Genomic DNA, 15,295 nt, shown 5'->3' on the forward strand with positions numbered 1-15,295 from the left:
TAAAAAAATATTAAATAAGCGTTAAAAACTAAGACATTTAAAATTAACTACTTATAATTTTAAATGAGATATAATGTACATTTAATGTGTATAATGCTTACTTTCTTTGTTAATACTTTGTTACATTTGCAGGTTAAAAAACATACATTATAATTGATTAGATAATATATTGTTAATATCATTTTTATTCTTTGCAGATAAATAATAGATCATTGTTTATTATAGAAGATAAATTAAACCCTAAATAATTTTTTAAAATATATTACTATGATGAATTGATGTATGGCTAAAATTCTATTTAATTCAATAGAATTGTAACTGTATAAAAAACTAATTTATATGAAAAGAAAAGCTAATTATGGATCAATTACTTATTATTCATTTTTATTTTATTTTGTAATACCCATACTTTTGTTGGGACAAAGTCCCGGTGGGTTTGATAGCAATGTAGAGTTATGGTTAAAAGCAGACCAGCCTCAAGAAGGGGGAGTCGGCTCATTGGAGGATAATCAAACGGTGGATTTATGGAAGGATGTATCCGGTAATGGAAGAGATCATAAGAAATTTAATAATTTATTGCCGGTCTATAAAAAAACAGGGGATTTAATGAATTTTCAACCGTCTATGTATTTTGCGCCAAGATCAAGAGCCTTTCTAGCAGGGCCGGATTTGAAAATATCTGCAAATAAAGCGTATTATGTATTTTATGTATCAAAATTAGAAAAAACAACAGGGATATCTTACGTTTATACATTAAATGCCACGAGAAATAATTATTCGGGATGGTATACGGGAATCCCATATTTTACTACAGCGGGCGGAACTTATAGAAGTAAAATCAGTCAAGGCAAAAATTATGGTATAGTCGGGATAATTCGTCCAAATAGTACAACTTTAACCCAGATGCTTTATTTTAACTCTATTCCCGAAAACACTTTAAGATCTTATTCTATAAGGCTGGGAGACGGACAGAGTTTGGTTGGAGCTTCTGCTACAACATCTGCCAATTCATTTGAGGGTGATATACAAGAGATAATTGTATTATCTGCCCCTCAAAATACCTATTTAACAGATATGGATTTACAAAAAATTCATTCTTACTTATCCGTTAAATATGGTATTTCTTTAGAATCAGCTGACGAGATATCATTTCCAAATTATGTTAATTCAAAAGGTGAAAAAATTTGGGACGGAGAAAATTTCATGTCCTATCAAAACCATGTGTTTGGTTTAGGAAGAGATGATCAATACGGTTTATATCAAAAACAATCTACTAACTATGATTTATCAACTTTAACCGCTTATGTTGGAGATGAATTGACAGAATTAAATGATAACAATAATGGAATTCTAGACAATAACACTTTTTTAATGTTTGGATCTAATGATGAGATTGGTGTAGAACGGTATGAACATTTGCAAGGAGAAAAATATGCTAATAGCATATTGAGTGAAGATATATTTTTTAAATTAAAAAGAACCTTAAAAACTAAGGTAACAGGAACTAAAAGTCTAACTGTCAACATGAAATTAAATGTTGATGCTAAATATGTTATAGTTAGTTCTGTAGAAACGTTTGATCCGTCAAAAACTCGTATTTATCCTGTTAATGAAGGAATCGTTAAAGGAGTTGAAATAGAGAATGATGATTACCTTTCATTTACCAGTGAACGACCTAATCCGGGAGGTGTAAATTTACTAACAGAACTTTGGTTACGAGCTGATGATATACCAAGCACTGAAAGAGATAGTACTGAAATTAGTACTTGGCAAGATATTTCAGTATACAAACGGGACCACTCGGTCATTGCTGATGCTAAAGAGTTTAAAGGACCAATTATTCGTAATCAAAATGGATTAATGAATTATCATTCACATTTGCAATTTACTAATACCGGTCAATCAAATTCTACAATTCCGGTATTAACTGCACCAAGTTTTTTTAGTTCAGATAAATCTTACTACATATTCTATGTATCTGAAATAAATACAAGCGGATTATCGGTATTATATGCTTTAAACAGTAATTATAGTAATACCAATAATGATAATAACCAAGGATGGTATTTTGGAAATCCCGCATTAACCAATGGGTATAATCCGTCTAATACTGTTCAAATGCATTCCAATAGTATAAATAAAACGTATGGAGTGGTAGCAGTTGAACGAACCAATGATAAATATGTTGAACAAAGAATCATATTCAATGGTATTTCCAATTCGTTTAACGGATTTGCAATGGACAATAAAATTCCGGCGTTAAGTCTTATCGGAGCTCGACAACTCTATACTAAAACTTTAAATTATTTCAATCCTTTTGTAGGTAATGTTCAGGAAATAATTGTTCTTTCTGGAAATAAAGGAACACCCATAGATTCCAAAGACTTTAATAGAATTAATTCTTATTTAGCGATTAAATATGGAATTACATTACATAGTGAATCTGAACCGGATTATTATGACTCTTATGGGAACAAAGTTTGGGATGGTAAAATAAATGCAGGATTTAATCATGATATTTTTGGTATAGCCAGAGATGATAGTTCTGATTTATATCAAAAGCAATCTGTAAGTTATGATAGAGACCTTATGACCATTTTTGTTGGTAATGAAGTCGCAGATATGAATAAGTTAGCTAACGGAACCTTAAAAAACAAAGATTATTTGATGTTAGGTTCTAATGGATTAGAAGATTATTTATTAGATTATAATTATCTTGAAGGCACTGCTTATGCAAACGGTAAATTGCCATTTAGAATCGATTATAGAAATCAGGTGACCTTAAAAGCACAGACATCAGGATCCAGTTCCTATGTAGTAAATATACAACCAAGTTTGACGGCAAAGATTTTGTTAGTTTCACCTGATGGAAAATTTGAGCCCAAAAACACCAGATTTTATCTAGTAGAAAATAAAGTTGCCAGAAATGTTGAAATTAATGATGGAGATTATATAAGTTATGCTTTATACGGATTTGCTCCGGGGGGAGTATTGAATGGATTAAGATTGTGGTTAAAAGCAGATGACAAGAATAGTTTAGTGTTTGATGGTGAAAGTTCTAAATTATTGATTTGGAAAGACCAAACCGTTAATGAAAACGATTATTATTTTTCATTAGTGGATAATAACTTTAAAATGGAGCCGGTGTATGATTCATGTAATAGTAAAATGAATTTCTTTCCAAGTATATATTTTAGTCAAAATTCCGCACTTGCTATAAAGAAGGGGCCTATGAGTACTAATGCGCCGGAACATACCACTTCTTTCATCATTTATAATAGCTTCGCGTCTCCATCAACAGTTAGAACCTATACCCACGGCTTTGGTGGAGTGGATCCAGTTACGGTGAAAACCAGACACCCGGCGGTAGGTTTCAATCCTAATTATGGAACAGGAAGAATAGCAACTTCCATAGCTATAACTCAAGGTACAGTAAAAGGATTTGAATTTGGAGCTACAGCCTTGCATATGACCAGGCTTAGTAAAGCTTATAAAGGTATAGATCCGAAATTTCCTTTAATCGAACATGATTTTGGAGGTATTGTTGATACATTATCCAGGCCGGAAACTAACTTTGGTTCGGATTTCTTAATGGCTAGTGGAGGAACTATAGGTGCAGCGAGTTTAAATTCCGGGCTTTTTGATGGATTAATTTCCGAATTGTTTTTTTATGAAAGAAAGTTAAGTAAGAATGAAAAAGTTCGTATACAAACCTATTTAGCAATGAAATATGCTATTACTTTGTATACAACTAAGTATATAAATACGGATACGGAAATAGTAAAATTACAAAAACAACCGACTGATTACATATTATCAGACATTAAAACTAAAGTTTGGAAAGGATCAACACAGCCTTATTCTGACTATCATAGAAATATTGCCGGGTTAGTACGTGATGATAATTCAAATATATTTGTAAACAAAGCTCGATCTACTGACGTACAATCAATTGTGACTATTCAAGCCGGTGAAAGTACCGAATGTGGACAAGGTAAAAAGTCTGTTTTAAAAAATGATCTAAGTGGATTATTTTGGGGAAATAACGGAGATACGGGAACTACAGATTTAAGTGAGCTTTCACAATCTATTTGTGGAGGATTAGACAGAAGAATGAATCGAATATGGTTAGTAAATAAAACCAATTTAGATGAACAATCGGTTATTATTTCAGCTGATGAATCTGCAGATGAATTCGTTTTTAATCAAAATTATAGAGTTTATTTATTAATAGCCAATTCAGATGATGATATTAAAAATGAAAATTGGGCTTATACTATACCCGGCGAATGGGTAGATAACAAAGTTCAATTTAATTATAAATTTACAGAAGATACTACCTATTTTACCTTTGGGGCTGTTAAGTCAGATGGAGTTTGTACAAATTGCAGTTTCAGCGGATATAAAACCATTGATCTACCCCAAATTTGGAAAGGAGCAGCAAATAATGGTCAGCTAGATAAAACGGTTGATTTAGGAGATGATTTCTCTGCCAATATTAATATTTCAGATCCGGGCAAAGTTCTACGATATAAATACCCGAGAAGAAGTGGTAAAACCTTGCAATTTTACCGATATGGAAATTTTGATAAAGATAAAGAACCTATCACTACTACCATTTCATTTACTGGAGGAGCTGCTGCTGCAATGTTTGAAATATTTGATATTGATACCCAGGCGTACAGATCAGATGAAATTAATGTTTACGGAATTTGCGGAGGAGGAATTGTTAAACCAAAGCTTATACACGTAGCACCTAAAAAGAAAAGTTCTTATACTATTGATAAGAATATAGCAACAGCAAAAGCTACGGGTGGTTATAGATCTTCAGGATATACCGCTGCCAGAGGAAAAGTTTTAGTAGATTTTTCCGTAGCTGTCGAGAAGATAGTTATTGAATATAAAGTTCATTATAATAGACGTCCTGCGACGGGATCACAAATGATAGGTATTGGGGCTATAAAGCTATATTGTCCAAAACCGGTGGAAGTTAATGAGGATGGTCTTGCTTTTACACTTAAAGTTGCTGAATCCACCCTTACCTGTGAAGAAGTGCCTTTTATATTTAAAATCATGAATACCAATTGCGAATCCAAATTAATAGATTTGACAGACCAACTACCGCAAGGTATGCAATGGGTGAAAGAATCTTTAAATGTTGAAGACGGAGATTTTACTACTGAAACTAAAGAATATGGAGACAGTGATTTGCTTTCTATAAAAGGAATAAAAGTTCCCGGTGGAACTACAACTATTATTACGGCTAGAGCAAAATTTACAGAAGATAAAACAGCATCCTATTTTACAAGGGCTTCTATACAATATTTAAATCGTAATGATGAAAATGTAACCTATGAAAGTTGTGATGTTATAGATGGTTGTGGTAATACCACTGTAAATGCTGTTGCAGCAGGTTTACCAAGTCCGGTTATAATTAGCGATCTTAGAGTGGATAAAACTTGTATTGCAGAAGACGAAACCATTTTAGTTACAATGGATATAAACAATCCTAATTCTTTATTGGATAATGTAACCCTAAATGCATCATTTAGTGAAGGATTTAAATATGTAAAAGGAAGTTTAAAAACTTCTTTTAAAATGACGGATGGTACAATTAACACAGAAGATATTGAAGATAATGAGTTTGAAATAGAAGATTTTAGTTTACCGAATGGAAATCATACGTTAAGCTTTAAAATTAAAGCGCCTGAAATTCTGCCTAATAATTTTACGGAAATGGAAATAAATATAGATATGACGACATCTTCCGAAATTGATTGTGCCTCCATAGATATAGACGGTAATAACTTTGTTTTGGTTTCATTCTGTACACCTGTTCCATTTTGTACATTAGATCCTAACCTGGAACCTTCAACTGAAGTTTCTAAAATAGGAATTACCACTCTTGAAAAAGAGTTGAAAGGATGGCCTTTTAATATCTACAATGGATTTATAGTTTTGGAATCAAAAAATAAAGGTTTTGTAATTACAAGAACAAGTTCTGATTTAATACCTCAGGAAAAACTAGTTGAAGGAATGGTTATATATGATACTACGGATAAATGTATTAAATTGTATAATGGTGAGGAGTGGCATTGTATAGAAAGAACTTGTCCTCAATAATTTTTTGACGAGCAAAATTGAAAATAACTCACAAAATGAAAAATGATATGAAAAATAAAATATTGATCTTATTTATATTGCTCCTGACAGTAGCTTCAAATGCGCAAGTTGCTATTGGTAAAAAGAAGGTGGATAAAGGTGGAATTTTAGATTTTAGTCAAGGGACTACTAAAGGTATACTATTGCCAATCGTTGAAATGTTACCGGAGAATGCGGTTGATGGAACTTTTCTAATGGATAAAGAAGATGCGATAGTAAAAGTGAAAGTAAATGAAAGTTGGATGGATTTATCCGGAACGGGCAGTGTTTCCAATGTAGAGTTTAATAATTCTGTTGAAAAAGGAAATGGGGTTGTTATCGGAGATTATACTAGTTCAACACCCGAAGGAGTATTAGTCTTAGAGGCGGCCGATAAAGCTTTAATTTTACCAAAAATTTCCGATCCTCATTTAAATGTAAAAAGTCCACATCCGGGAATGATTTGTTATGATACAGCAAGTCAATGTATAGCGATTTTTGATGGTTTACAATGGAATTATTGGAAGTAAAAGAAAATTTTAGTGGATATGCTAAATAAATTTAAATATGATTATAATTAAATTTTTTTCATTCTCTAGATTTCTTATTTGAATAGATGAATAAATCATTTACTAATCTTTAGAATGGGTAAATTTAATAGATAAAAAAGGGTAAATTAATTTACCCTTTTTTATATCATATAATTGATAAAAAATTGTAGATTTTATTATATAATGCTAAAAGTATAAATTAATTCAACAAGATGTTAAATTGTAAATAATTTAAATTATTTCAAATTAAAAATTTATAAATGTAAATATTAATTTAAGTTAATATTTATTTACGTAACAGGAATAAAAAATGAAAATATTGCTAAATTTATTTATACAAAATGTGAATTAAAATATTTTTTATGTTTGATCATATATTATAACTGAAAAGAATTATATTAGTAGAATAATGATTATAATATTGATAAATTAAATTAATTGTTTTAATTAGTATAAAAAAAAATAATATTTTTCATTTTATAAATAACAAAAAATTAATTGAAAATATAATAAATAATTAATGAGAAAATTATTAGCGCCATTTATAAAGATTTCAAGTTTTTACATAATAGTTGGTTTAATTTTAAGAATTGTTCTTCTCTTTTCACCTGTTACCGATTCTAATTTTTCATTTATTGATTATTTAAAAATATTTTCTGTTGGTATACTTAATGATTTTTGTGTATCAATTATAATATTTGCGTTTTTTTGGATACACTTAATCTTTATTACCGATTCAAAATTTAAATCACCTTTAAAATACATTATATTATGTCTTTTTTTGATTTTAATTGGTTATTTGTTTCTTTTTAAAACGGTTTTTGATGATTATGGAAGTGCTGTTCCTAAAATAATAAAAACATTTGTACTAATAAAAGCTTCATCATATATAATATTGCTATTGATCCCTAAAATAAGGCAAACATGGCGTTATTGCATATACTTTTTTATTTTCTTTTTATACATTTTTTTAATTAATTTCAATGTAATCAGTGAATTTTTATTCTGGAATGAATTCGGGGTAAGATATAATTTTATAGCTGTTGACTATTTAATATATACCAATGAGGTAATCGGGAATATTCTAGAATCCTATCCTATTATTCCCATGTTTTCTGCATTAATAGTAATCTCAGTATTGATTACCATATTTTATCTCAAAAAATCCAAAAATTACTTTGAAGATTTACCTAATTTTAAAACAAAATTAATAAACAGTATAGTTTATATAATACTATTTATCGGTGCGATTTTTCTTTTAAGAGTTAATGAAAAGTATGAAAATTCAGATAATGCCTTTGTAAATGAATTACAAGCAAATGGATTAGTTCGATTTTGTAATGCATATAGCGACAGTTCTTTAAATTATGATAAATTTTATGCAAAATTGCCCTTACAAAAAGCATTTTCACTAATTAATAAAATTTATGATAATCAATGGTCTGCAAATAAAAATACCAAAATCATAAAGGATACTCTTCCGGAACTTCATAAAAATGTTATTCTTGTAACCATAGAAAGTATGAGTGCCGCTTTTCTAAAGGAATTTGGAAATACTCAAAATTTGACACCTAACTTAGATAAGTTGGCAAAAGAAGGACTTTTTTTTACTGATATGTATGCTACCGGTAATAGAACTGTTAGAGGTTTAGAATCTGTTACCCTATGTATCCCGCCATCACCCGGTGAAAGTTTAATAAAAAGAAATAACAATGATCATATGTTTTCTACGGGGTATTTATTCAAACGCAGAGGATATACCGTTCAATATTTTTATGGTGGATATGGATATTTTGATAATATGAATACTTTTTTTGAAGGAAATGGGTATAATATTATAGATAGAAGTTCTTTTAAAAAAGATGAAATAACTTTTGCAAATATTTGGGGAGTTTGTGACGAAGATATGTTTATGAAAGCTATCCATGTGTTTGATGAAAATAGTAAACATAAGTCTCCCTTTTTCGGACATATTATGACAGTAAGTAATCATAGACCATTTACCTATCCCTCAGGGAAAATAGATATATCTAATACCAGTAAATCCAGAGAAGGAGGAGTAAAATATACGGATTATGCTATTGGTAGATTTATCGAAGAAGCAAAAAAACGTCCTTGGTTCCCTAATACAGTATTCGTGTTTGTAGCAGATCACTGTGCCTCAAGTGCCGGTAAAGAAGATATTCCTTTGGATAAATACAAAATACCTGCAATTATATATTCTCCGGGATTTATAAAACCGGAAAAGTTTTCAAAACTGGTTTCCCAAATTGATCTTATGCCTACACTTTTTGGTAAATTACATTTTTCCTATTCATCACGTTTTTATGGGCAAGATGTATTTGAATCTACTTATCAACCACGGGCATTAATTGCAACCTATCAGAAATTAGGATATTTAAAAGATAATAAATTAATTGTTTTATCACCCAACCAAAAAATTGAACAATATAATGTGATAGAAGGAACTCAAATGAAAAAATCAAAATCCATTGATACTTCTATAGCTGATGAAGCAATAGCTAATTATCAGACATGTTTCTATTTTTTGGAAAACAATAAATTACGGGTTGAAAATAAATAAATAAATTTATTCTCTTTCAAGAACGGATTCATATCTCATTTTACGAAATACATTTATAAGCGTTATCACATCATTTTCACAATATGTTTTTATACGTTCTAGATTTTTATCTTTATAATATACATCAGATACCTCACTGCCATTCATGTCATCTTTAGGAGAAGGCAATCCAAAAACATGAGATAATAAATCCAGTGATGTATAGTGTTTATAATCTCCGAATTTCCATAAATCCATAGTATCAAGATGTTGAATTTCCCATGGTTTTTTACCGTGAAATCTTAAAATTTTAGGCAGCTCTATTTGATGTATCATCATTCGACGGGCGAGATAAGGAAAATCAAATTCTTTACCGTTATGAGCACATAAAATCAAATTGGATTTAAAATAATTTGATTTTAATAATTCATTAAATTCAATTAATATCTTTTCTTCGTGATCACCGTACAAACTTTTAATACGAATTTTTTTATCCTCGATAATTAATCCACAAGATAAACATATAATTTTACCAAATTCAGAAAGTATTCCTGCTCTTTCATAATAATATTCTTCCGGGGATACATTTTCTTTCCTTTGAAATTGAGTTTTTTTCTCCCATAAAACTTTAGTTCTTTCAGATAATTCGTTCCAATTTTCATGTTGAGGAACAGTTTCCAAATCAAGAAATAAAATTTGTTTTAAGGGTATAGAAGATAACATACTAAATATTTAATATCTCAAAGGTAATCAAAACTTATAATTCAGATAATATTGATTAATTTTAAGAAATAGTAAAATATTATGAAAAATATATTTGTTACAGATATTGACGGAACATTAACTGATCCATGCAAACCTAGCTTAGATGCTTACGGAATTAAAGCTTTACAAAAAGCTTTAAAATTAGGTGAAGTTATATTAGCATCCGGCCGCCCTTTTCAAGGAATTATAAGCATGTATTCACAGGAAGACCTTATCATTGATTATATAATTGCATTAAACGGAGCACATATTTTATATAAAAACAAGACATTTAAAACCTATCCCATATCTCTTGATATCATAAAATATTTTTTGCAAGTCAAGCAGCAATATTTAAACTTATGGTTTTACACAGAAGAAGCTTGGTATGCTTCATCTTTAGAAACAGAAGTTTACTGCAAAGAAGTAAAAGGAGTTAATCATCAGGCATTGCCTTTAAAAGATTATAATTTTCAAGAGGTATTAAAAATATTAATTGTTGAAGAAAAAAAATTAAAAGAAGTAACCGAAGATTTAAAAAACAATCTTAAAGAGGTTCACATAACTACTTCATCAAATTCTTACATAGAAATATTTTCTTCAAATATAAATAAATATTTAGCTGTAGAAGAGGTAGTAAAAAATACAAAAAGTAGAATTTTTTCATTTGGCGATTCTTATAATGATTTGGAAATGATTACAAATTCTTTTTTTGGATGTGCAGTAAACAATGCGGTAAAATCTTTACAAGAAAAAGCACATTATATTTCTTCATATAAGTATGGAAAAGGAGTTTATGATTCGCTAAATTACATTGAAAGAAAATTTTTTAAATGATACTTTATTGTAATTGTTAACTATAATTTAATAAAATATGACAGAAAAACATAAAAATTATTAATAATTTATAGTCCTATTTAAAAGCATTTTAATGCGTTGATTTTAAGGTTAATAAAATTGCAATAAATTCTTTGAAGAATGAGCATTTCAATCAAAAAGTATTAAAAAATATTATTATAGTAAAAAAATTTTTATATTTGCCGACTGAACTATAATAAAAAAATAAAAGGTTATGTCTGACATTACATCAAGAGTAAAAGCTATCATCGTAGATAAACTAGGAGTAGATGAAAGCGAAGTTACACCAGAAGCAAGTTTTACAAATGACTTGGGGGCAGATTCATTAGACACAGTAGAATTAATCATGGAATTTGAAAAGGAATTTGATATTCAAATACCTGATGATCAAGCAGAAAAGATTTCAACAGTTGGTCAAGCCATTTCTTATATTGAAGAAGTAAACAAACAATAATTTACACAAAGACACATTCAAGTATGGCTTTAAAACGAGTAGTAGTAACTGGACTGGGTGCAATAACTCCAATCGGGAATAATTTTAAAGAATACTGTAAAGCTTTATTAAGCGGAGTTAGTGGGGCTAGTCCAATTACTCTATTTGACGCAACAAATTTTAAAACAAAATTCGCTTGCGAAGTAAAAAATTATAATCCAGAGGATTATTTTGAAAAAAAAGATATTCGCAAATATGATCGATGTGCTCAATTTGGATTAATTTCTACCAAAGAAGCAGTAATCGATAGTAAAATATTAGAATATTCTGATTTAAATAAAGATAGAGTAGGAGTTGTATGGGGATCCGGAATAGGTGGTTTAAATACTTTTGAGCAAGAAATTACCGCTTATGCTTTAGGAAATGGAATCCCTAGATTTAATCCATTCTTCATTCCAAAAATGATTGCAGATATGACCGCAGGTCTTATTTCAATTGAATATGGATTTAGAGGGCCAAATTATGCAACTGTTTCAGCTTGTGCTTCTTCTTCCAATTCTATAATTGATGCTTTAATGCTATTAAGATTAGGTAAAGCAGATGTAATTATAACAGGAGGTTCTGAAGCCGGGATAGTAGCGAGTGGTGTTGGTGGTTTTAACGCTTTACACGCTATGTCTACTCGTAATGATGATCCTAAAACTGCCTCTAGACCTTTTGATAAGGATAGAGATGGATTTGTTCTTGGAGAAGGAGCAGGAACCCTTATTCTAGAAGAATATGAACATGCAGTAAAAAGAGGAGCTACTATTTATGCCGAAGTAGTTGGGGGAGGATTAAGTTCCGACGCCTATCATATGACAGCCCCGCATCCTGAAGGATTAGGAGCATATAATGTTATGAAAAATGCTATTGAGGATGCCGGAATAGAATTAACAGATATCAACCATATTAATGTCCATGGGACTTCAACACCATTAGGAGATTTAGCTGAATCAAAAGCTATCCTAAAATTATTTGGTGAACATGCATACAACATCCAGATCAATTCAACCAAATCAATGACCGGACATTTATTGGGTGCTGCAGGTGCTATTGAAGCCTTGGCTTGTATTGTGGCTATCAGAGAAAATAAAGTTCCGCCTACAATCAATCACTTTACTGACGATGAAGAGTTTGATAAAAGATTAGATTTTACTTTTAATGTAGCAAAAGAAAAACAAGTAAATTATGCAATGAGTAATACTTTTGGTTTTGGTGGTCATAATGCATGTGTTATTTTAAAGAAATTTTAAAATAAGAGATTACTAACAAATGAGTATTTGGAAAAAAATACTTTTATGTTCATATTTATTTAAACAAAATTCTAAAAAAAAAGAGGAAACAACTTTTAATAAGAAAATTGAAAATCTTATTGGATATAAACCATCCAACCTGTCGATTTTCTATGAGTGCTTTACTCATTCCTCAATTAATACAAATGATAATAAGAATTTCGAAAGATTAGAATTTCTAGGAGATTCCATATTATCAAGTATAGTATCTGACTATTTATACCATCAAGCACCTGATAAAAAAGAAGGTTATCTTACTCAGATGCGATCCAAACTGGTAAGTCGAAAATCCTTAAATGTTTTAGGAGCAGATTTAAAATTAACCTCTTTTCTTCAAAAGAGGCAAAATACAAGTTTGGGCGAAAATATAAATGGAAATTTATATGAAGCGCTGGTTGGTGCAATTTATATAGATAGTGGATTTGAATTTTGTCGAAATTTTATTAAAGAAACACTCATTAAGCAAGAAAACTTTGAACAGCTTGAAAAAAGAATTGCAAGTTACAAAAGTCTGATTATTGAATGGGCTCAAAAAAATAAACTCGAAATTATTTTTAATACTTTTCAAGAAGAAAATGCAGAAGAATCATTAATCTTCAATTCTATAATTCAACTGGATAATAAGATTATTGCTAAAGGAAGAGCTACTTCTAAGAAAAAAGCCGAAGAAAGCGCTTCCAGGAGAGCCTATCATAGTCTTAGCAAGTATTATAATTCTCTGCAAAATAAATGAGTATATTAAAAACATATTCTTTAGATTGGGAAGTAAATGATCCAATATTTGATTTTAATTTATTAGGATTTAAAACCTGTATTAATAAAGATTATGATTTTGTATTCTATTTAAATAAGAATTGTAAGTTTAATTTTAAGCGAGTCAACGACCAGCAAATAATAGAAGATGGGATTACTTATATTTTCTCAATTTATAGGTTTTTCCACCAAAAGACTAAACAAAAATTAGACTTAATAAGTAACTTCTCCTTTCCTCAAAGCATACATGAAAATGATAGTTTTTTTGACCAGATCGAAAAAGTTAAAATTTTAATCCCTGAATATAAATATTACAATTATTTCTTAAAATCAGATGTCATATTAGATGAAGAATTCTATATAAATTTGGGAAATCTTAAAAATATTTATAAATTTAGTGAAATAAATATAGATAAAATTAAAATAAAAAATTTAGAAAATTTGATATTACCTACATAATGAGTGGATTTAGAAAAAAAACGAAGATAGTAGCTACTATTGGTCCTGCATCTGAAGATAAGAATACATTATTAAAGATGTTCAAAGCAGGTGTAAATGTAATTAGAGTGAATTTCTCTCATGCAGAAGAAGAAGTTGTTGAAAAATGGGTACGTACAGTTAGAGACCTTAATGAAGAACATGGCTTTAGCGTAGCCTTATTAGCCGATTTACAAGGGCCTAAACTTAGAGTAGGTATTGTTAAAGAAGGAACAATGGTTAATGCTGGAGATACAATTACGTTTACCAATGAAAATATAGAAGGAGACGAAAAACAGGTCTATATGAGTTACCCCCAATTTGCTAAAGATGTCAAAGTGGGAGAAAGAATACTATTGGATGACGGAAAATTAATTTTTGAAGTTTTAGAAACTAATTTAACAGATAAAGTAGTAGCAAAAGTTATTCAAGGAGGTCCGTTAAAATCTAAAAAAGGAGTTAACTTACCAAATACTCAAATTTCTTTACCGGCTTTAACGGAAAAAGATATTAAAGATGCGATAACTGCAATAAAATACGAATTTGATTGGATTGCGCTTTCTTTTGTTAGACATAAAGAGGATGTTATAGATTTACAAAATTTAATTAAGAAACACTGTGATCTTAAAATCCCAATTATAGCAAAAATTGAAAAACCGGAAGCAATAACTAACATTGAAGAAATCGTTCATGTTGTAGATGGAATTATGGTGGCCAGAGGAGATTTAGGAATTGAAATTCCAATGGAAAAAGTTCCTTTAATTCAAAAAAATTTGGTTAGCATATGTAAAACTCACTGTAAGCCTGTGATCATAGCAACTCAAATGATGGAAAGCATGATTGACGGGTTAACCCCTACCAGAGCGGAAGTTAATGACGTGGCTAATTCTGTATTAGACGGCGCTGACGCGGTTATGTTAAGTGGAGAAACCTCAGTAGGTAAGCATCCGGTTGAAGTAATTGAGAACATGTCTAAAATTATTTTAAGCGTAGAAGATGATCACCGTATTCAAATACCTTTACACTATCCAAAAAAAGGCAGTGAGCGTTATATAACTGATATGATTTGCTACAATGCTGCAGTTATGGTTGGACAAGTAGGAGCGAAAGCTATTATTACTTTAACTCAATCAGGATATACAGCATTTCAAATATCATCCCATCGTCCACTAGCTAATATTATTGTTTATACATCCAATAAACGAATAATCAATATGCTAAGCTTACTATGGGGCGTTAAAGCATATTTATATGAAGGAGCGAATAGTACTGATGAAACAGTTGTTGAGGTTAACAATAATATTAAGCAAAAAGGGTATATTAAATCAGGGGATTTTGTAATCAATCTAAATGCTATGCCTTCTTTTGCGAATAGTTTAACAAACACATTACGCCTTACCCAAATTTAAGATATTTAAATTTTTACCATAAAAAAAGAGTT

At 29.9% G+C, this 15,295-nt stretch carries 10 protein-coding genes; 9 read left to right on the forward strand and 1 reads right to left on the reverse strand.

Annotated elements, in window-relative coordinates; translation table 11 throughout:
• Positions 1 to 339: 339 nt before the first annotated feature.
• The 3 genes from GYM72_RS00760 (at position 340) to GYM72_RS00770 (ending at position 9,276) form a co-directional block, all read left to right on the forward strand.
• Positions 340 to 6,123, forward strand: coding sequence for a hypothetical protein (locus GYM72_RS00760; protein ID WP_220264366.1), 5,784 nt, complete (start codon positions 340 to 342; stop codon positions 6,121 to 6,123).
• A 47-nt stretch (positions 6,124 to 6,170) separates the two neighbouring features.
• Positions 6,171 to 6,671: a hypothetical protein gene (locus GYM72_RS00765; protein WP_220264367.1), complete on the forward strand. Its 501-nt coding sequence runs from the start codon at positions 6,171 to 6,173 to the stop codon at positions 6,669 to 6,671.
• Between the two features lie 820 nt (positions 6,672 to 7,491).
• Positions 7,492 to 9,276 carry an LTA synthase family protein gene (locus tag GYM72_RS00770; RefSeq protein ID WP_255571518.1) on the forward strand — a complete coding sequence of 595 codons (1,785 nt, stop codon included), beginning with the start codon at positions 7,492 to 7,494 and terminating at the stop codon, positions 9,274 to 9,276.
• 6 nt (positions 9,277 to 9,282) lie between these two features.
• Here the strand turns inward: GYM72_RS00770 and GYM72_RS00775 are convergent, their stop codons facing one another.
• Entirely contained in the window at positions 9,283 to 9,978 is a 696-nt protein-coding gene (locus tag GYM72_RS00775) for a 3'-5' exonuclease (RefSeq protein ID WP_220264369.1), read from the reverse strand.
• 81 nt (positions 9,979 to 10,059) lie between these two features.
• Between GYM72_RS00775 and GYM72_RS00780 the strand changes: the two genes are divergently transcribed.
• The 6 genes from GYM72_RS00780 to pyk all read left to right on the forward strand — a co-directional run bounded on the left by GYM72_RS00780 (position 10,060) and on the right by pyk (position 15,263).
• Entirely contained in the window at positions 10,060 to 10,836 is a 777-nt protein-coding gene (locus GYM72_RS00780) for an HAD-IIB family hydrolase (protein ID WP_220264370.1), read from the forward strand.
• Between the two features lie 235 nt (positions 10,837 to 11,071).
• Positions 11,072 to 11,311, forward strand: a complete 240-nt coding sequence (locus tag GYM72_RS00785; RefSeq protein ID WP_055424989.1) for an acyl carrier protein — start codon at positions 11,072 to 11,074, stop codon at positions 11,309 to 11,311.
• 23 nt (positions 11,312 to 11,334) lie between these two features.
• Complete coding sequence (fabF, locus tag GYM72_RS00790) at positions 11,335 to 12,585, forward strand: beta-ketoacyl-ACP synthase II (RefSeq protein WP_160542466.1); 1,251 nt, start codon at positions 11,335 to 11,337, stop codon at positions 12,583 to 12,585.
• A 19-nt stretch (positions 12,586 to 12,604) separates the two neighbouring features.
• Entirely contained in the window at positions 12,605 to 13,357 is a 753-nt protein-coding gene (rnc, locus tag GYM72_RS00795; RefSeq protein ID WP_160542465.1) for a ribonuclease III, read from the forward strand.
• Positions 13,354 to 13,836 (forward strand): IPExxxVDY family protein, encoded by a 483-nt coding sequence (locus GYM72_RS00800; RefSeq protein ID WP_220264371.1) that lies wholly within the window; start codon positions 13,354 to 13,356, stop codon positions 13,834 to 13,836. Before rnc ends, GYM72_RS00800 begins: the two co-directional genes overlap by 4 nt.
• Positions 13,836 to 15,263 (forward strand): pyruvate kinase, encoded by a 1,428-nt coding sequence (gene pyk, locus GYM72_RS00805; RefSeq protein WP_220264372.1) that lies wholly within the window; start codon positions 13,836 to 13,838, stop codon positions 15,261 to 15,263. Before GYM72_RS00800 ends, pyk begins: the two co-directional genes overlap by 1 nt.
• The last annotated feature ends 32 nt before the right edge of the window (positions 15,264 to 15,295 follow it).

This window comes from Apibacter sp. ESL0404 (assembly GCF_019469245.1).
Taxonomy (GTDB): domain Bacteria; phylum Bacteroidota; class Bacteroidia; order Flavobacteriales; family Weeksellaceae; genus Apibacter.

Coding starts and splice junctions, on each gene's coding strand:
- GYM72_RS00775 (WP_220264369.1), bottom strand. CDS start 9,978: ATGTTATCTTCTATACCCTTAAAACAAATTTTATTTCTTGATTTGGAA.
- pyk (WP_220264372.1), top strand. CDS start 13,836: ATGAGTGGATTTAGAAAAAAAACGAAGATAGTAGCTACTATTGGTCCT.
- rnc (WP_160542465.1), top strand. CDS start 12,605: ATGAGTATTTGGAAAAAAATACTTTTATGTTCATATTTATTTAAACAA.
- GYM72_RS00785 (WP_055424989.1), top strand. CDS start 11,072: ATGTCTGACATTACATCAAGAGTAAAAGCTATCATCGTAGATAAACTA.
- GYM72_RS00765 (WP_220264367.1), top strand. CDS start 6,171: ATGAAAAATAAAATATTGATCTTATTTATATTGCTCCTGACAGTAGCT.
- GYM72_RS00800 (WP_220264371.1), top strand. CDS start 13,354: ATGAGTATATTAAAAACATATTCTTTAGATTGGGAAGTAAATGATCCA.
- GYM72_RS00780 (WP_220264370.1), top strand. CDS start 10,060: ATGAAAAATATATTTGTTACAGATATTGACGGAACATTAACTGATCCA.
- GYM72_RS00760 (WP_220264366.1), top strand. CDS start 340: ATGAAAAGAAAAGCTAATTATGGATCAATTACTTATTATTCATTTTTA.
- fabF (WP_160542466.1), top strand. CDS start 11,335: ATGGCTTTAAAACGAGTAGTAGTAACTGGACTGGGTGCAATAACTCCA.